The following is a 17,664-nucleotide window of genomic DNA, read 5'->3' as shown; positions in this document are numbered from 1 at the left end:
ATTGTTGATACCGTTGACGCCATGGACCAGGACAATTCCCCCAAAGGATCGACCTCCGCGGCAGCCCGATTCATTCGTGATGCAGCTGCTGCTGTGCGTCCCGGGACCTTTCTCGGCCCGCGCGACCCCGGCGATGCCTGGGTTGACGGGGAACAAGGCAAGTTCTGGGGAAAGTTCGGCTCGGCCGGACTCCTGGTTTTCGACGTCGGCCGCGGAGTCTTGCTGCAGCATCGGGCCGTCTGGTCCCACCATGGTGGAACGTGGGGGCTGCCTGGCGGCGCCCTCCATCAAGGTGAAAGCGCAGTGGACGGAGCCCTGCGCGAAGCGTGGGAAGAGGCCGGAGTTCCGCGCGAAAACGTTGAGCTTCTCTTCACCTCCGTCTATGACGTGGGGTATTGGCGGTACACAACAGTTGCCGTTGCCGCCATCACGCCCTTTGAGGCGGTCATCAGCGACCCCGAGAGCCTAGCTCTTGAATGGGTACCGCTCGACGCCGTCGCAGCACTGCCACTGCACCCGGGGTTCGCCGCGGCCTGGCCGGAACTTAACAAGCGTCTGGAACTGGACGTCTAGCCCGATTCGATTGCCGAGTTTCAGGAACCCAAGCCGAGCAATTCCACCGTTGTTGCTCGCATATCCATCTTGCGCACCTTGCCCGTAACCGTCATGGGGAAGTCGTCCACTACCAGAACGTACCGCGGCACCTTATGACGGGAGAGGTGGCCCTCGCAATAGGCTGCCACGGCGGCCTGGTCAAGCGGTGCCGCGCCCGGTTTCATCATGATCCAAGCGCACAGTTCCTCACCGTATTTTTCATCGGGCACCCCCACGACCTGAACGTCGGCAATGTCTGGATGCTGGTACAGAAACTCCTCAATTTCGCGCGGGTACAAGTTCTCCCCGCCACGGATCACCATGTCTTTGATCCGCCCCACAATGTTGACGTAGCCGTCCTCGAACATGACCGCCAGATCGCCGGTGTGCATCCACCGCTCCGCGTCAATGGCGCCGGCCGTTTTCTCAGGATCGTTCCAGTACCCGAGCATGACCGAGTACCCGCGCGTACAAAATTCGCCGGGGGTGCCGCGCGGAACCGTGAGACCGGTGGCAGGATCCACAATCTTGACCTCAAGGTGCGGGTGCACACGGCCCACGGTCTCGGTCCGGTGCGCCACGTCGTCGTCGGTCTGGGTCTGCATGGACACCGGCGAGGTTTCCGTCATGCCGTAGGCGATGGACACCTGTGCCATGTGCATCTGCGTCATGCACCGCTTCATGACCTCCACAGGGCACGGGGAACCGGCCATGATGCCTGTCCGCAGGCTGGAGAGATCGTAGCTGGCAAAGTCGGGCAGATTCAGCTCTGCAATGAACATGGTGGGAACGCCATATAGCGCGGTGCAACGCTCCTGCTGAACAGCTGCCAGGGTGGCCGCCGCATCGAAGGACGCCGCGGGAATGATGATGGTTGCGCCGTGGGTGGTGGCCCCCAAATTGCCCATAACCATGCCAAAGCAGTGGTAGAACGGAACAGGCACGCAGAGCCTGTCCTGCTCTGTGAATTTGATGGTCTCGGTCACGAAGTAGCCGTTGTTCAGGATGTTGCGATGGCTCAGGGTCGCACCCTTGGGGTAGCCAGTAGTTCCCGAGGTGTACTGAATGTTGATGGGATCATTGGCGTCTAGCTGCTCCATGGCGCGTTCGACGGCGTCGGAGGAGATCGCCACTCCTCCCGCCACGAGTGCATCCCAGGATTCGCTGCCGATGTAGACAACGTCCACCAGCTCCTCGCATTCGGGGCGGACGGCGTCAATCATGGCTGCATAATCCGAGTTGCGAAACACGGGCAAGGCCACCAGCATGCGCATGCCCGACTGCTGAACGGCGTACTTGAGCTCGTGGGTCCGGTACGACGGGTTGACGTTCACCAGAATGGCCCCGATCTTGGCCGTGGCGTACTGGATGAGTACCCATTCGGGCACATTGGGCGCCCAAATGCCCACGCGGTCGCCCTTGACTACCCCGGCGGCGAGCAAACCGCGGGCCAGGGCATCGACGTCGTCGTTTAACTGCGCATAGTTCCACCTGCGACCGGAGGGAAGGTCCACAAGAGCTTCCCGATCCGGGAAGCGGCTAGCTGTCTTGGCAAAGTTGGCACCAATCGTCTCCGCCAGCAAGGGAGTGGAGGATGGGCCGGTGGTGTGGGAAGCCTGAACATCGTTGGTCATGCAACGATGTTAGCCCCCATCAGGGCTTCTGTGGGGTATCCCACAACTTTGGCCGTGCATACTGGACAGGGAGGGTTCTGGAGGCTCAGATTAGGGCAACCTCGCCTATCTTCGGTACGATTAGGCAAGACTAATAGCTCAGCATTCTGTGGCTAATTTATTTTGATTACCCAGGGGGTAGTACTCGCTCATGATGGACAGCATCCTCTCCCTCCCGTTTGCTTGGGCATTTCTGATCCTGTTCGTCATCGTCATGCTGCGCTCCAATGGCACTTACTGGGCCGGTCGTGGCATCGCCGCCGGTGGCCGTAAAACCAAAATGCAAAAGTACCTTGACTCCCCGGCCGTGCTTCGAGCCGAAAAAGTCATTGCCCGCTGGGGTGCACCGGCTGTCAGCGTCAGCTTTTTGACCATTGGGGTCCAGACGGCCATCAACATGGCGGCCGGCTTGGGTCGAATGCCCCTGCGCCGTTACATTCCCGCCACTATTGTTGGATCCATTGCCTGGGCCTGCATCTACGCCACCATCGGCATCGCAGCCTTCGAAGCCGCCCTGGCCGCAGCGGCGGGTTCACCGCTAGCCCTGATGGCTTTGGTGTTGTCCGTCGGAGCGGTTTTGCTTGGTGTCCACCTGTTCCGGGTGTCCCGCCGTCGCAAGCTGGACAAGAGCGCCTTGGATGACTGCCCCGTGATGAATCCTGCCCCCATCGTGGCGCCCTCGGTGACTAACCCCTAACTGACGTAGAGTCGTAGGCATGCAAGATACCACCACAAAAACTCACGTGGACGTGGAGTCCTACTACCGTCATCTGGGCGGGAACCGCTTTGCTTCCACCGGCCATGCCCAAGGCGCATGGAACACCCATGAGCAGCACATGGCCCCGGTCACCGGCATCATGGTGCGGGCATTAGAGGATTTTGCCCCGCGTGAAGGCATGCGACTTGCGCGCTTCAACTTTGACATCCTCGGATTGATCCCGGCGGGGGCGTTCACGATCGAAACCACCGTGTTGCGCCCGGGCAAGACCATCGAGTTGCTTCAAGCCGAGTTGGTGGCGGACGGCCGCCCCGCCGTCCGGGTCACGGCCTGGCGTCTTGCCACCTGCGATACCACCGCTGTGGAAGCCTATGAGGATGAACCTTTTGGGTCTTGGGAGGAGTCCGAGCCCTGGGACGGTATGACGATGTGGCCCGGCGGTTTCATCAAGACCCTCGAAGGCAGGGCGCTTCCCGGTCACAGGCCCGGCCGCGGACGCGTCTGGCTACACAGCGCCCACGCCATGGTCGACGGCGAACCCTCCTCGCCGCTGGTGACACTTTTGGGGCTTGTTGACTGCGCCAACGGGGTAGCTGCCCGCCTATCGCCAACACCAGGCGGATACATGTTTCCCAACGTCGATTTGACCCTGCACATCCACCGCGAACCGGTCGGCGACTGGCTGGGTTTGGACACGCGTGTCACGCTTTCCGGTGACGGCATCGGCCTGACCTCCTCGGTCCTCCATGACGTCAACGGCCCGTTTGGCCGTGCCGAACAGATCCTGACAGTGCGACCCCTGCCGCCGACCGCATGAGCCAGTTTCTGGCTCCACACCTGGCGGTCCACAGGCAGAGCGTGTCCCTGGGTGCCGAGGCCGACCTCAACCATGGTTTGGAGTTGCTGGCCCAGGTGAAGACCGGCCAAACCCCGGCCATGCTGCGCCTCTACCGCCCGGAACCCACGGTGGCGTTTGGCCAGCGTGACACGCGGCTGCCAGGCTTCGCGGCGGCAACCCGAGCCTCGGCGGACAGGGGTTTTGCGGCCACCGTGCGCAAGGCTGGGGGCCGTGCGGCGGCGTACCATCAAGGCACGCTGATCGTGGATCACATTCAACCCGACGCCGACGCCATGGTCCTGGCGAAGGCCCGTTTCGGCTTCTTCGGCGACTTGTTCACAGAGGCCCTGCGTTCCGTGGGCGTCGACGCGGGCGTGGGCGAAATTCCTGGCGAATACTGCCCCGGCGAGTACAGCGTCTTTGGCCGCAACGCCAGCGGTACCCCGGCTGTGAAACTGGTGGGGACCGCACAACGGGTGGTTGCCGGGGCCTGGCTATTTAGCTCGGTGATTGTGGTGGAGAACTCCGCCCCCATCCGGGAAGTCCTTGTCGACACCTACGACGCCCTGGGCCTGGCGTGGGATCCCGCCACCGCCGGTGCCGCCGAGGACCTGATCCCCGGCGTCACCGTTGACGCGGTGGAGGCAGCCGTTCTGGCTGCCTACGCGCGGCACACCTCACTTAGCTGATTCCCGGCGCCTCTGCCCCGATAGTGGTGGAATCGCCGTGGCCGGTTTTGACAAGCGTCTCCGCCGGAAGGCTCAGCAGCCGCTCTGTGATGGATTTGATGATGGTGGGGTAGTCGCTGAACGAGCGTCCGGTAGCCCCGGGGCCACCGTTGAACAAGGTATCGCCGGTGAAAACCGTACCCAGGGACTGGGCGTAAAAGCAGGTCGAACCGGGCGAGTGTCCGGGGGTGTGCAGGGCCACTAGGGTGGTACCTCCCACGGTAAAGCTGTCGCCGTCGTTGATCGGCCCGTCAGGGGTGTTTTCCGGGAAAATGGTCTCCCACAACATTTGGTCTGCCGGATTCATGAGCACGGGCGCCTTGGCAAGGTCCGCGAACTGCCGGGCGAAGCGAATGTGATCGTCGTGCCCATGAGTCAGCAGGACAGCCTTGACGGTTCGGGTCCCCACAGCCTGCGCAATGGCCTCCGGGTTATGGGCGGGGTCAATAACGTACACCTCGGCGTCGTCACCGACCAGCCAGACGTTGTTATCAACTTCCCAGGTTCCGCCGTCCAGGGAGAAAGTGCCGGAGGTGACCAGCCGCTCGATCCGAGCCGCCACTAGAGTTCCACCACCGAACGCAACACGGAGCCCTCCGCCATTTTCGCAAAGGCTGCTTCAATGTCGTCGATGGTAATGCGTTCACTGACAAAGGTGTCCAGGTCCAGCTTGCCCTGCTTGTACAGCTCCACCAGCATGGGGAAGTCGCGCGACGGCAGGCAATCCCCATACCAGGAGGATTTCAGGGAGCCGCCCCGGCCAAAGACGTCAAGCAGCGGCAGTTCCAGCTTCATTTCCGGCGTGGGCACCCCCACCAGGACCACTGTGCCAGCCAGGTCCCGGGCATAGAAGGCCTGCGTATAAGTTTCGGGACGTCCGACGGCGTCAATCACCACATCGGCACCGAACCCGTTGGTGAGGGCCTGGATTGCGGTTACTGCGTCCTCCACCGAGGAATCAACCGTGTGCGTTGCACCCAGGGCCTTGGCCGCGGCAAACTTCTTGGGGTCGCGGTCCACGGCAATGACGGTGGTGGCGCCGGCCAACGCGGCACCGGCAATGGCCGCGGCACCTACGCCGCCGCAACCAATCACGGCCACGGTGTCACCGCGCTTGACGCCGCCGGTGTTGATGGCGGCCCCCAAACCGGCCATGACGCCGCAGCCGAGCAGGCCCACGGCCGCCGGGTCGACGTCGTCGTCCACTTTGGTGCACTGCCCGGCCGCCACGAGCGTCTTTTCAATGAACGCGCCGATTCCCAGGGCGGGGGAGAGCACGGTGCCGTCCTCCAGCGTCATTTTCTGGGTGGCATTGGCTGTGTTGAAGCAGTACTGCGCCTGGCCCTTGGCGCATGCGCGGCAGCTGCCGCACACCGCGCGCCAGTTCAGGATTACCCGGTCGCCCGGGGTCACATTGGTGACATCGGGCCCCACGGCGCTGACCACGCCCGTGGCCTCATGGCCCAGCAGGAACGGGAAGTCATCGCTGATTCCGCCTTGTTTGTAGTGCAGGTCGGTATGGCAGACGCCGCTGGTGAGGATATCCACCAGGGCCTCGCCCGGGCCCGGGTCCGGGACAAGCACGGTCACCAGCGTGACGGGGGCGTCCTTGGAAAGCACTACGGCGCCTTGAACCTTATGAACCATTTTTACGCTCCTTGAAGTAACGAATTGCTTGCTACTTGTCTATCACGGAGTGCTTAAAAGCATGTCGCCGCACCAACACTTCCTGATCGGAGGTGGTGGTGCGGCGACGTACCAAAAAATGGGGGGAGCCTAGACGCCCAGTTTCGCCATGACGTCATTCAAGGACGGGTTGGTGGCCGAGGAGCCGTCCGGGTAAATGATGGTGGGAACCGTCTGGTTGCCGTCGTTGAGCTTCTCGACCAGCTCAGCTGTGCCGGGAGTGTCCTCAATGTTGATTTCGGTGTAACCGATCCCCTTGGCTTCAAGCTGCTTCTTCAGACGCTTGCAATATCCACACCAAACGGTGGAGAACATGGTGATGGTGCCGGCTTCGGGGGTGTATTCCACGTTTTTGCTCCTAGGCATAAGTTTTTTGGTTCCTTAGAGACAACGCTACCGGCTGACCCGGCTATTCCCACCTTTGTGGCAGCCGTGACAGCATGGAGGCATGTGCGGACGATACGTGATGGCCAAGGCGGTTGGCGACCTGGTAGCTGAGCTGGAGGCGGAGGCGGAAGCCAGCCTGGAGTTGCGGGCCTCCTACAACGTGGCACCCACCACGGATGTGCCGATCGTCCTGGAGCGCCTGGTCGACGGCGTGGTGCACCGGCAGGTCCACGTGGCCAAATGGGGTCTGGTGCCGCGGTGGGCCAAGGATGCCGCCGTGGGTGTGCGGGCATTCAATGCCAGAACTGAGACGGTCCTGGACAAGCCCACCTTCCGGGCAGCCATCAAATCCAAGCGCTGCGCCGTACCCGTGCAGGGGTACTACGAATGGAAGAAACTGCCGGACGGCAAGTCCAAGCAGCCCTACTTTGTGCACAGCGACGATGGCGCGCTGATCACCTTTGCCGGGTTGTATGAGTGGTGGAAAGATCCTGCAAAGCAGGACGGTGACGATGACCTGTGGCTGCTTTCTTGCAGTATCTTGACCATGCCGTCCCCGCCCGACGGCGAACTGGCCACCCTGCACGACCGCCTGCCTGTGCCGTTGACCAGGGAGGGAATGGTGCAGTGGCTCGATCCGGGCGCGGGAGACCCGGCGGCACTGCTTAATATGGTGCTGGCGCAAGCTTTTGGGATCGCAGCCCAATGGCAGTTGGACGCCGTTGGGCCCGAGGTTGGCAATGTCCGCAACGACAGCCCCGAGCTGATCATGCCACTCCACGGATAGTTGCGTAGAGCTAAACAACCGCGAAAAAACAGAGGGCCACGGCGGCGGCCGCCAGCGCCTCGTGACTGCCCACCGTTGCGCGGATCTTCCCGCCAACAGCGTCTTTGGGCATGGCAAATGTTCCCAAGAGCCACGCCGCAGCGGCAAAGACCAAGGCCACGGCCGCGAACATGTGCAACATGATGCTGCCCAGCTGCCCGCTGGGCCCCAAGGCGTGGGTGCCGGCAAGCGAGAAAGAGATCCACAGGGCGGTGCCGGCAAACAGCAACCTGTAGGCGGCCGCGCCCCGGCCGGAGCCAGACGCGGGAGTGGGTAGCTCCGCCTTGCGCGGTGCCACCAGACGCCACAGGAACCACAGCCCGCAACAAGCAATAGCCCAGATGGCGCCCGCCTCCGCTGGCCACTGCCAGACGATAAGTGCCGGTGCCACGGCTGCCACGGTGAGCGCCACGGCGTCGACCCTGGCGGGGAGTGGGCCCGCGCTGAGGAGCCGAGCGACGCCGGCAAGAATCGCGAGTGATAAAACGGCGGCCAGAATTACGGTGGTCATGGTGTGTCCGGCCTTACTTCACACACGGGATGGAGCCGCCCTGCAAGGCACCCGTCCAGTCGGAATAGGTGGATGGCGCAGTGCTGGGTGCGGGCGTTGCCGCGGTGTCTGGTGCGGACGTCTGTGGGGAGGCGGGTGCGGGGGTTCCGGCGGCGGGGGAGGCATCCGGCGTCGGAGTAGGAGAAGGTGCTGGCGAGAGAAGCTCCTGGACCGTGGCCTGAACATCGGCCACGTCGACGGTGTTGATTGACTCCCCCGACGGGGATGTACCGAATCCGGTGATGGGCAAGGTGGTGAAGGAGATGTTCCCACCGGTGATGGACCCCGCCTGCTGGATGAGCTCAATGAGATTCAGACCCGAATCCACCACGATGTTCTTGCTCACGGCGTTCAAAACCGATTCCATCTTGGGGATGTCGGTAAAGGTGCCCGCCTGCTTGAGCTGGTGGAGTAGGGATGCGATGAACGCCTGCTGGCGTCGTTCGCGATCGAGGTCGGAGAATTCATAGCTCGGATCGGTGGTGTCCCTGCGCTGGCGGACAAATGCCATGGCCTGCTTTGCATCGATTTGTTGCAGGCCCTGCTTGAAATCGGCGCCCGAGTAGGTGTCCTGCGTGGCTTTGTTCACGCAGACGGTGATGGGCGCAACGGCCTGGGCCACCTCATAGAATCCGGCCATGGTCACCTCCACAAAATGGTCAATGTACACACTGCCCAAAAAGGCCGAAACGGTCGCCAGTTCGGCCTTGCGGCCGGCGTCGCGCGCCTGCTGGTACGTGGCGTCGTTGTCGGGCTTCCCTGCGGCTATCAGGGCTGTTTGCTCGGCGGCCAGCCCGTAGCCGTAGGCTTCCTTGATCTTCGCCGCGAAGGACTGCCCCGGGATCCCCTCAATCTGAACGTAGTCGTCCCGAGGAATGGAGATGGCCGTTGCCTTTTGGCCGTTGGCGGGGATGTGGATCAGCATGAGGACGTTGGCGTTGTAACCGCCGATGCTCTGGTCCCCGGCGTCGAGGGCGTCATAGAGCGAGGCCGACAGCGGTTTTCCCTGTTCGTCGACACGGGAGTCCAGGCCCATCACCAAGATGTTGGTGTCCTTGCTCAGCTTGGGCACCCCGGCCAGGCCGCTAAGCGCATTGGAACGCTTGACGTTGTTGTTCGCTTGTACGGCAACAAATACAACATAACCGGTGACCGCCAAGGCGATGGCCGCCAGGGCCGCCAGGACGGATAAGGTGATGCGCCGACGACGTTTCCGCGCGATGTCACGGGAAACAAGTTGCTCGTACAAGCTCAAGGGTGTGCTCCTCGCCGCGTCCCCCAAGCCGCATTGTCCGTGCCGGCCTGTTGCCGACCCTCGACCATGCTCACATGCATCGCTGGGAAAATCGGCCCGCGGAGGGTGTTCCTTGGCAAAGTCCCAGCCGATTCACAGCCTGGGGCGGGTTTGTGGTGTCACAAAAAAATCCCGTGGGCGCGCCATTGCACTGACGCCCACGGGATTGAAATTGAGCCGCTGCTTGGCTTTAGTCTTCGTTCTCCTCGGGAGACCAGCGACGGAAGTCCAAGGATAGGTAGAGGGCAAGGGCTGCGGAGTTGGACTCCTTGACACGCAGGGCCACATCTTGCTGGCCTTCATTGAAAAGCGTGTCCATGGTGGCCAGCACAAGATCCTCGGCCAGGCCGCGGCGGCGGTGCTGGCGGTCGGTAATGAGCTCAATAATGAACGGGGCGTCGGGTGTGTCGTCGCCGATCGCGTGCTCAACCACCAGCACGGCCGCCACGATTTTGCCGTCCTCGTCCAAGGCAACATGGGAGGCGCTGTCGAGGAACTTCCCGTACTTCCCTGCCATGGAAGCCTTGATGTCCTCGATGGCGGCCTGCACGGAATCACCGGCGACACCTGGCTCATAGGCGGTGAAGTAGAGCTCGCCCAGACGGGGCAGATCGGACTCTTTAGCCGACCGGTACGTTGTTTTTAGTTCCCGTTCAAGGGGTGCGGTTCTAGCGATGAGGGTGACCATGTCAGTCATGGAACGCTCCTTAAAATCGTTGAGTCGCCAGCAGCGTAAGTTACGTCGATGACTATAAGGCCATGCTAGACGTCCCACGCCCTGACAGCTATCTGCATAACGCAATGTGGAGCTGACTAGTTCCCGCTCTTTGCGAAATTCTTCCCAATTGGCGGCTTTCTTGCCGCGTGATGTGAGCGTACACTTAAATCTCTTAGAATATATATTCTAATTAACCAATAGGCCTACGTACATAATGTGCGTTGAAGGGGCCGTGGGCGGAGGTGACGGGCGCGGATGGGCACCTTTAGCGACGGTATTGATGTGGTGCAAACCGCGGCAGGGACGCCCCTGCACCTTCTGTGGCAGGGGCGCTCCTACACGCTCGCCGCAGAGCCATTGCGCTGGTACGAACGGCGCAATTGGTGGGACGAGGAGCTCCGGGCACCCCTAGGAACCGGCGTGGGACTGGTTGACCGCGAGGTTTGGCGGGTCCAGGTACGCCGTGACGGCGCCCCGCCCGGGACAGCGCTCTTGACCTTGGACCTGGTGAAATACCTTCCGGCTGAGCGTTGGCGGGTCATCAAGGTCCATGACGCGATCCATGAAGCGAATGAACCGACTGCGGCAAATAATCCAGAGGAGGAACAAGGGTATGGTGCATAGCTTTGTGCACCTACATACTGCCTCCGCGTATAGCGCCCACTACGGTGTCTCCTGGCCCGAGGAGTTGGTGCAAGCAGCCGTTGCGGACGGTGCCGACGCCGTGGCGAACACCGACAGGGATGGCCTCTATGGGGCAATCAAACATGTCAAGGCGTGCATGGCTGCCGGGGTTGACCCCTTGCTGGGGGTGGATCTGGCAGTTTTGGAAGCGGTCGAGGGAGGTGCAGCAGGGCGGGGTGCGGGTCCGCAGGCCTTGGTGGAGTGCGGAAGAGTCGTTATCCTGGCCCATGGCGGGCAGAGCCTGGCCGCGGGTGCTGGCTATGCGGCGCTCTGCCGGCTGATCTCCTCCGCCCACGCCCGGCCCAGGGGACCGGTGGGGCTCACCCTGGACGAACTTGCGGCAGGGGTGCTCGATCCACACACCAAGGCGCCGGCGTTGACGGTTTTGCTGGGCCCTTTCTCGGACGTGGGCCGGGCCATGAATGGGCGCAGGTACTTACTGCCCCGCAGCAAATTCCGGGCCTGGAACGCCGCCATGCCTCCCGGCACCCTGGCGGTGGAGATACTGAGCCATCTCAGTGCACCCGGCACGCCACTGAGTACTACGCACGCAGTTCGCCTGCTGAAACTGGCCGAAGAGTTTGATGTTCCGGCGGTTCTCAGCAATGCCGTGAGGTACGGCAGTGCAGAGGATGCCCCTACCGCTGACGTTCTAGATGCGGCAAGGGCAATCGCACCGTTAAGGCACGTTGATGACCTGCAGCCCACGGGTCAGGGGTGGCTAAAGAGCGCCGAGCAAATGCGTAAGATTGCCCGGGAAATCCTCCATCAAGGCGGTTTTGGTACTGCCGAGCTGACCCAGCTGTGGACCAACACACACCAACTTGCCGACAAATGCCGGCTGGATCCCACCACGGATCTGGGCTGGAAAAAACCCACCACACCGGAAGCCTCGGTTCTGGGCCTGACCCAGGAACCAGCCGCCGAGTTGTGGCAGCGCACCAACGCCGGCCTGAGCCACCGCTTTCCGGGGCTCAGGGGCAAGGAACTTGAGGATGTCCGGGTCCGGCTCACCACCGAACTGGACACCATCAACGAGTTGGGCTTTGCCTCCTACTTTCTCACTGTCGCCGAAGTGTCCGAGATGATCCGCACCATGGGGGTGCGTCGGGCAGCGCGAGGTTCCGGGGCGTCGTCGTTGGTGAACTACTTGCTGGGGATCAGCGCCGTAGACCCCATCGCCAATGACCTTCTCTTTGAAAGGTTCCTCTCCCGGGACCGCTCCACCTTGCCGGATATTGACTTGGATGTGGAAAGCGCCCAACGCCACAATGTGTATCACCGCATTTTTGAGAAGTTTGGCTCCCAACGTGTGACCTTGATGAGCATGCAAAACGGTTACCGGGCCCGCGGCGCCGTGCGGGATGCCGGTCTGGCCCTGGGCATGGAGCAGGGGGAAATTGACGGGATTGCGAAGGACTTGTGGCGGTTCTCGGCCAGCTCCTTCAGGGAAGCCATGGCGGAGAAACCGGAACTGCGTGACTTTGCCGCGCGGGTGGAGAGGAACCGGATGGCAGGGATGGGGGAGGGCCAGCTCGATCTCCTGGTGGACTTAACCGAGCGGCTGGACAGGCTGCCCCGGCATATTTCCATGCACCCGTGCGGGGTGATCCTTGGAGATTCGCAGTTGTTGAACCGCACCCCCGTCCAGGCGAGCGGCATGGGACTGCCCATGAGCCAGTTCGACAAACACGATATGGACGCCATGGGCATGCTTAAACTGGACGTCCTTGGCGTGCGTATGCAAAGCGCCATGGCGTATGCGGTCCGTGAAATCATTCGCCTGCACCCCTCCAAATCCGATGTGGTGGAGGCAGGAAACCATCCTGTCGACGCTGCGGGAGAGGGGCCAGCCTATGTTGGCGAGGGCGGCCACATTGACCTTGATGCCATCCCGCTCGACGACGAACCCACCTTTGAGCTGATCCGCAGCACCCACACGCTTGGCTGCTTCCAGATTGAATCCCCTGGCCAGCGCGAACTTGTGGGGAAGATGGCGCCGCGCGAATTCAACGATTTGGTCATTGATATTTCCCTGTTCAGACCTGGGCCCATGAAGTCGAACATGGTCAAACCCTTCCTGGAAAACCGTGCAGGCTTTGCCCCCGCACGCTATGCCCACCCAGATCTCATACCTGCGCTACAAGAGACGCATGGGGTGACGGTGTTCCATGAACAGGTGCTGCACACCTTTCACATCATGACTAAATGCTCACTGTCGGAGGCCGACGAACACCGCCGCAGGCTTGGCAACCCGGCACAGGAACCGGCTGTGGAGAAAACCTTTCGAGACAAGTCCACCGCGAACGGCTACAGCCAGGCTGTCATCGAGGAAGTGTGGGAGACGCTGAAGGCCTTTGGCAGCTTTGGTTTTTGCAAAGCCCACGGCGCAGCCTTTGCCGTGCCCACCTACCAGTCGGCCTGGCTCAAGGCACACCACCCGGCAGAGTTCTTAGCAGGACTGTGGGAGCACGATCCTGGCATGTATCCGCGGCGCCTGCTGGTGACGGAGGCCAGACGCATGGGAATCCCCATCCTGCCCCTTGACATCAATGCCAGCACCGGCGAGTACCGGGCCGAACGAACCGTCGGGGACGTGATTGGCATCCGGCTGAGCCTAGCCGACATCTACGGGCTCTCCGGCGCCGAACTCAAGCGCATCGTGGCACACCAGCCCTATGACTCCCTGGCCGATCTGCGCGACAGGGGCAAGGTGTCCCGGCCCATCCTGAAACGGCTGGCCCAACTGGGTGCCCTGGACTCCCTGCAGCGCCAGGCCCAGGGCATCAGCGGCAACACGGCCAACCGGGCGGACCTGGTGGCCCACGTCAACAGCCTCCCCGCCGCCACGCCCAGCCGCCGGCAGATCATGGAGGGACAGCTGCACCTGCCGTTGGGGGAGCTGGAACTGGGCGGCCTCCCGGCGCTACTGCCAGCCCTCACCCCGGCCGAGACAGTGCGCACGGAACTGGACCTGCTCTCCCTGGATGCCAGCGCCCACCTCATGACCAGCTACGGACCGCTGCTGGCACGGCTGGGGGTGACGACGTCGGACAGGCTGCTGGGCCTGCGCAACAACAGCGAGGTTCTGGTGGCCGGAGTGCGGGTGGCGACCCAAACCCCGCCCATGCGAGGAGGCAAAAGGGTGGTGTTCATCAGCATCGACGACGGCACCGGCTGCGTCGATGCCACGTTTTTCACGGAGGCGCAGGACAAATCCGGGCCGCTGCTCTTTGGCACCCGCATGCTGCTCATCCGCGGGCTGACCCGGCGCACCGGCCCGCGCGGCATCAGTTTGCAGGCACTAGAGGCCTGGGACCTCTCCGCCACGGACACCCTGCCCCTGCCACCCGTGGCCGCGGCCTGGGGCCCAGCTGAACTGCACTGACGCGAAAATCCCGTACCTGCACGGATGCCCTGGCGGCTTGCACGGAGCATGCTCAAAAGTGTCCAATCCGATCATTCAGGGGTAAGGGAAAATCATGGCAAGCTCAACAGCACTCGCGGCACCAACACTCCGACAGCGAACGATTCTTGGCCGCTGGCCCACGGCCGTGGCCTTGGTCCTGGCGCCACTGCTCATCGCCGTCTCCGACGCCGCCTACGCACTGGCCACCGCCAATGGCGGCAGCGACACGACGGGCCCGGACACGGTGGCCCTGCTGCAGGCGCACCCCACACTAATCATGTGGGCCACTCAGGCAGCCCTCCTTGCCTGCCTGTGCATGGTCCCGGCGGCGTTCGCCTCCGGTCACCTTGCGCTCTCCCGGGCACCGAAGCTGGCCGTCACCGCCGCCTGGATCATGGGCCTTGGCTACATTGCCTACTTTGGGGTGGTGGCAACCACGTTCATGGACCTCGCGGCAGTGGCCCAGGGCACCGCACTGGATTCCTTCGCCGCAGCCATCGACGCCTCCCAGGATTCCGGGGCCTCGATCTGGATCTTCGGGTTGTTTGTGGTGGGCAATCTGGTCGGCACGCCCTTGCTGGGTGCGGCACTGTGGCGGGCCAAGGTGATCCCGGTCTGGGCCGCCTGGCTCATCATGGCGTGGCCGTTGTTCCACATCACGGGCTTGGCGGTGGGGGTCGAATGGTTTGAGGTGACGGGTGCGCTGTGTATGGCTGTGGGCTTCTTCCAGGTGGCCCGCAAGGTCCTGGGCAGCTGAACCATGCCCGGACCTGCCGTCCGCGTGGCGTCAATGCCGCACTTGTCAATGAGGCATTCGCCAGTGACGCCACGTGGGCGCATCTTCTACACTGGGCCCATGGCATGGCCACGGGTGGTCACCTGGATTGCCCCGTCACTCGCACTGTTCGCGGCAGCGGTGGCGGGCACCGTTGCGTTTGCAGCTGGCGTCGATGCCGGCTGGCTCGCCGCCACCTTGTTGTTGGGCCTGCCCGGGCTGGTGTTGGGCCCGCTCATCGCCAGAAGCCGCCCCCACGACGCGGCGGGGGCATTTTTGGCGGCTGCCGGGCTGGTCCTGGTGGTGGTGGGCGCGGGCAACGTCGTCATGGCGGCAGGCCTGGCATCTCCGCAGGATTTTGGCAGCACCGCCGTCCTGGTGGCCACTATGTCCCAGGGCATTTGGATGTTCCTGTACGTTCCGTGGGCCCTGGTGTTGCTGTGTTTCCCCGCGGGTCGCATCGAGGGGCGTACCCGGTGGATCGCAGCGGTGCTGGTGGCCACGGCCGCCGTCTTCACCCTGGTGGCGCCCTGGGCCGGCCCCTACGATGAGCCGGTCACGGAGCACTTCAGGATCCTGCCGCCGGCGGCCTGGGCGCCTGCCGTGGGCTACCCCCTCGTGGGCCTGTTCATGGTGTGCTTGCTGCTGTGCGCCGTCACCATGCTGCGCCGCTACCGGCACGGCGACGGCCGCACCCGCGGCCAGATCCGCTGGCTGGCCGTAGCCGCCGCAGTGGTCCCGGAAACGTTGCTCCTGTGCTGGATCGGTGGGCCAAGGGAAGGCGGGGGTTTGCTGTTAGGCATCGGCCTGAGCGCCATGTACACCGTGGTGCCTGCCGCCGTCGCCGTGGCACTGTTGCGGGCGGACGCGGTAGTTTCCGGCTCCCTGCCCGTCCGGGTGGCGGCAGGCTTCGCCGGTGCCGCCACGGTGGGTGGGCTTGCGGCCCTGGCCGGATTCCTTTTCAAGGGAAAGGAACCGCTGACCGCCGCCACCGTGGTGGCAGCCGCTGCCACGGTGCTGGTCCTGGTTTCGTGGCACCAGTTGAACCATGTGCTGGGACTGTGGCTTGATCCGGAAAACGAGCATGTCCTTTCGGCTATCGCCAAGCTGCAGTCACGCATTGCTGCGGGGGAGGCCGTCCCTGAGGAGTTGGCTGCCGTATTGGCCTCCGCGCTCGGGGATCCGGGATTGCAGGTGGGCCTGGTCCCGCTCACGGGCGACGGCGGCACAGAACTGTACGGGGTGGCCGGCCTGCCGAGCGAAGCGGGCCAAGCGGCCCCCATCATCTTGGGCCGGCAGGTCATCGGGGCGGTGCGCTCCTCCAATGGCGGCCCGCGCCGCGAAGCCCTGGCCGCGGCGGCGCCCATGGTCGAACTTGCCCGCCACCGGCAAGCACTGGCGGCCGCATTGGCGGAGGCCCAAGCGGGCCGCGAACGTATTGTGCGTGCCGCCCACGAGGAACGCCGCCGGTTGGAACGTGACCTGCACGACGGCGTCCAGCAGCAACTCGTGGCCCTGGGCCTGTCTCTGCGGCTGATCCAGCGGCACCTGCCCGCTGGGGCGTCCGATGCCGCTGCGGCACTGGACGAGGGCGTGGATGATCTGGCGGCCGCGATTGCGGAAATCCGCCGCATTGCCAGGGGACTGCAACCGGGCAGCCTTGACGACGGCCTGTCGTCGGCCCTGCGACAACTTGCCGGCCGCCCGGGTGCCCCCGTTGGCCTGGAACTGTCCGGCCCCCTCGAGGCAGCCCCGGAAATAGTGCGTGCCACTGTGTATTTCGTTGCCAGTGAGGCCGTGGTCAATGCGAGCAAACATGCCAGCGCCACTCGCGTCCAGCTCAGGGCCGAGGGTCACAGTGGCGGGGTCTGGTTGCATGTTAGCGACGACGGAGCAGGTGGGGCCGTGGCCCGGGCCGGCGGCGGGCTGGCCGGTCTGGCAGACCGGGTGGCCGCCCTGGGAGGCACGTTCTCGCTATTGAGTCCGCGCGGCGGTGGCACAGTAGTGGAGGCGTGGCTGCCATGCGACTTGTAATCGCCGAGGACTCCGCCCTGTTCCGCGACGGCTTGTCCAGGCTGTTGGAAGACACCGGACACAAGATCGTCGCCGCCGTGGCGGATGCAGACGCAGCCCAGAGCGCCGTCCGTGAGCACCAGCCGGACGTCGCCGTCCTGGACGTGCGCATGCCGCCGTCGAACCGGGACGACGGTGCCTTGGCGGCCGTCGTATTTCGGAAGGAATTCCCCACCTTGGGACTGGTCCTGCTTTCCCAGCGGATCGAAACACGGTACGCGGCAACGCTCGCCGTCGCAGGGTACTTTGGCTACCTGCTCAAGGACCGCGTCCTGGACGTCGCCGACTTCCTGGATGTGCTGGAGCGTGTCCGGGACGGTGGCACAGCCCTTGACCCGGATGTGGTCCAGGCCCTGCTGACGGCGGGGCGCAACGACAGCCGGCTGTCCGCGCTCAGTCCGAGGGAACGCGAGGTGCTCAAACTGATGGCTGAGGGGCGCAACAATGTTGGCATAGCGCGGCGGCTGGTGCTCACCGAACGCACAGTGGAAACACATGTGGGCAGCATCCTGGCCAAGCTTGGCCTCTATGGCGGGGAGACCGACCACCGCCGGGTACTCGCCGTCGTCACCTATCTTCAGGCCCTGCGTGACGGCCACTAGCGTCCCTGCCAGGGTTGGACTGGGTTGGTCGGGGGAGCTGGCATGCCGTGTTGGTTGCTGTGCCGGTGAACCGATACCATCAAAGAGGCTCACAGCAACCCCCGTATGT

The 17,664-nt window shown here is 63.6% G+C and carries 17 protein-coding genes; 10 read left to right on the top strand and 7 right to left on the bottom strand.

The genetic code is table 11. The features are described 5' to 3' along the window. Positions 1 to 21: 21 nt before the first annotated feature. Positions 22 to 573 carry an NUDIX domain-containing protein gene (locus CXQ94_RS06660; RefSeq protein WP_104087508.1) on the top strand — a complete coding sequence of 184 codons (552 nt, stop codon included), beginning with the start codon at positions 22 to 24 and terminating at the stop codon, positions 571 to 573. 20 nt (positions 574 to 593) lie between these two features. Here the strand turns inward: CXQ94_RS06660 and CXQ94_RS06655 are convergent, their stop codons facing one another. Then, positions 594 to 2,228: an AMP-binding protein gene (locus CXQ94_RS06655; RefSeq protein WP_104087505.1), complete on the bottom strand. Its 1,635-nt coding sequence runs from the start codon at positions 2,226 to 2,228 to the stop codon at positions 594 to 596. Between the two features lie 190 nt (positions 2,229 to 2,418). On the opposite strand from CXQ94_RS06655, the gene CXQ94_RS06650 reads away from it, so the two are divergent. Genes CXQ94_RS06650 through CXQ94_RS06640 form a run of 3 tightly spaced genes read left to right on the top strand, consistent with a single transcriptional unit; the run spans position 2,419 to position 4,512 of the window. Next, complete coding sequence (locus tag CXQ94_RS06650; RefSeq protein WP_258066810.1) at positions 2,419 to 2,964, top strand: DedA family protein; 546 nt, start codon at positions 2,419 to 2,421, stop codon at positions 2,962 to 2,964. A gap of 19 nt (positions 2,965 to 2,983) precedes the next feature. Then, positions 2,984 to 3,802: a thioesterase family protein gene (locus tag CXQ94_RS06645; RefSeq protein ID WP_104087502.1), complete on the top strand. Its 819-nt coding sequence runs from the start codon at positions 2,984 to 2,986 to the stop codon at positions 3,800 to 3,802. Further along, positions 3,799 to 4,512 carry a lipoate--protein ligase family protein gene (locus CXQ94_RS06640; RefSeq protein WP_104087499.1) on the top strand — a complete coding sequence of 238 codons (714 nt, stop codon included), beginning with the start codon at positions 3,799 to 3,801 and terminating at the stop codon, positions 4,510 to 4,512. The genes CXQ94_RS06645 and CXQ94_RS06640 overlap by 4 nt, the downstream gene beginning before the upstream one ends. On the opposite strand, the gene CXQ94_RS06635 is transcribed toward CXQ94_RS06640, so the two are convergent. The 3 genes from CXQ94_RS06635 to CXQ94_RS06625 all read right to left on the bottom strand — a co-directional run bounded on the left by CXQ94_RS06635 (position 4,505) and on the right by CXQ94_RS06625 (position 6,585). Next, on the bottom strand, positions 4,505 to 5,113 hold the full coding sequence (locus CXQ94_RS06635; RefSeq protein WP_104087496.1) for an MBL fold metallo-hydrolase: 609 nt from the start codon (positions 5,111 to 5,113) through the stop codon (positions 4,505 to 4,507). The genes CXQ94_RS06640 and CXQ94_RS06635 overlap by 8 nt on opposite strands. Continuing rightward, positions 5,113 to 6,198, bottom strand: a complete 1,086-nt coding sequence (locus CXQ94_RS06630; protein WP_104087493.1) for an S-(hydroxymethyl)mycothiol dehydrogenase — start codon at positions 6,196 to 6,198, stop codon at positions 5,113 to 5,115. Before CXQ94_RS06630 ends, CXQ94_RS06635 begins: the two co-directional genes overlap by 1 nt. 129 nt (positions 6,199 to 6,327) lie before the next feature. After that, positions 6,328 to 6,585 carry a mycoredoxin gene (locus CXQ94_RS06625; RefSeq protein WP_104088415.1) on the bottom strand — a complete coding sequence of 86 codons (258 nt, stop codon included), beginning with the start codon at positions 6,583 to 6,585 and terminating at the stop codon, positions 6,328 to 6,330. A gap of 100 nt (positions 6,586 to 6,685) precedes the next feature. Between CXQ94_RS06625 and CXQ94_RS06620 the strand changes: the two genes are divergently transcribed. Next, positions 6,686 to 7,411, top strand: a complete 726-nt coding sequence (locus tag CXQ94_RS06620) for an SOS response-associated peptidase (RefSeq protein ID WP_104087490.1) — start codon at positions 6,686 to 6,688, stop codon at positions 7,409 to 7,411. A 10-nt stretch (positions 7,412 to 7,421) separates the two neighbouring features. Here the strand turns inward: CXQ94_RS06620 and CXQ94_RS06615 are convergent, their stop codons facing one another. The 3 genes from CXQ94_RS06615 to CXQ94_RS06605 form a co-directional block, all read right to left on the bottom strand. Next, positions 7,422 to 7,961: a hypothetical protein gene (locus tag CXQ94_RS06615; RefSeq protein WP_104087487.1), complete on the bottom strand. Its 540-nt coding sequence runs from the start codon at positions 7,959 to 7,961 to the stop codon at positions 7,422 to 7,424. Between the two features lie 13 nt (positions 7,962 to 7,974). Continuing rightward, positions 7,975 to 9,255 carry an LCP family protein gene (locus CXQ94_RS06610; protein WP_104087484.1) on the bottom strand — a complete coding sequence of 427 codons (1,281 nt, stop codon included), beginning with the start codon at positions 9,253 to 9,255 and terminating at the stop codon, positions 7,975 to 7,977. Between the two features lie 229 nt (positions 9,256 to 9,484). After that, on the bottom strand, positions 9,485 to 9,991 hold the full coding sequence (locus CXQ94_RS06605) for a GNAT family N-acetyltransferase (protein WP_104087482.1): 507 nt from the start codon (positions 9,989 to 9,991) through the stop codon (positions 9,485 to 9,487). 276 nt (positions 9,992 to 10,267) lie between these two features. Here CXQ94_RS06605 and CXQ94_RS06600 point away from each other — a divergent pair, with 276 nt between their 5' ends. The 5 genes from CXQ94_RS06600 (at position 10,268) to CXQ94_RS06580 (ending at position 17,555) form a co-directional block, all read left to right on the top strand. After that, positions 10,268 to 10,636, top strand: coding sequence for a DUF6504 family protein (locus CXQ94_RS06600; protein ID WP_219816994.1), 369 nt, complete (start codon positions 10,268 to 10,270; stop codon positions 10,634 to 10,636). Beyond that, complete coding sequence (locus CXQ94_RS06595; RefSeq protein WP_104087480.1) at positions 10,626 to 14,084, top strand: DNA polymerase III subunit alpha; 3,459 nt, start codon at positions 10,626 to 10,628, stop codon at positions 14,082 to 14,084. Before CXQ94_RS06600 ends, CXQ94_RS06595 begins: the two co-directional genes overlap by 11 nt. Before the next feature lie 94 nt (positions 14,085 to 14,178). After that, positions 14,179 to 14,862: a hypothetical protein gene (locus tag CXQ94_RS06590; protein ID WP_104087477.1), complete on the top strand. Its 684-nt coding sequence runs from the start codon at positions 14,179 to 14,181 to the stop codon at positions 14,860 to 14,862. Between the two features lie 99 nt (positions 14,863 to 14,961). Next, positions 14,962 to 16,914 (top strand): histidine kinase, encoded by a 1,953-nt coding sequence (locus CXQ94_RS06585; RefSeq protein ID WP_146070243.1) that lies wholly within the window; start codon positions 14,962 to 14,964, stop codon positions 16,912 to 16,914. Then, positions 16,902 to 17,555, top strand: coding sequence for a response regulator transcription factor (locus tag CXQ94_RS06580; protein ID WP_104088412.1), 654 nt, complete (start codon positions 16,902 to 16,904; stop codon positions 17,553 to 17,555). Before CXQ94_RS06585 ends, CXQ94_RS06580 begins: the two co-directional genes overlap by 13 nt. Positions 17,556 to 17,664 lie beyond the last annotated feature (109 nt).

It is taken from the genome of Arthrobacter sp. GMC3 (assembly GCF_002929305.1).
GTDB lineage: Bacteria > Actinomycetota > Actinomycetes > Actinomycetales > Micrococcaceae > Specibacter.
The sequence above is the reverse complement of the archived record's forward strand: the minus strand, read 5'-3'. Positions and strand labels throughout refer to the sequence as shown.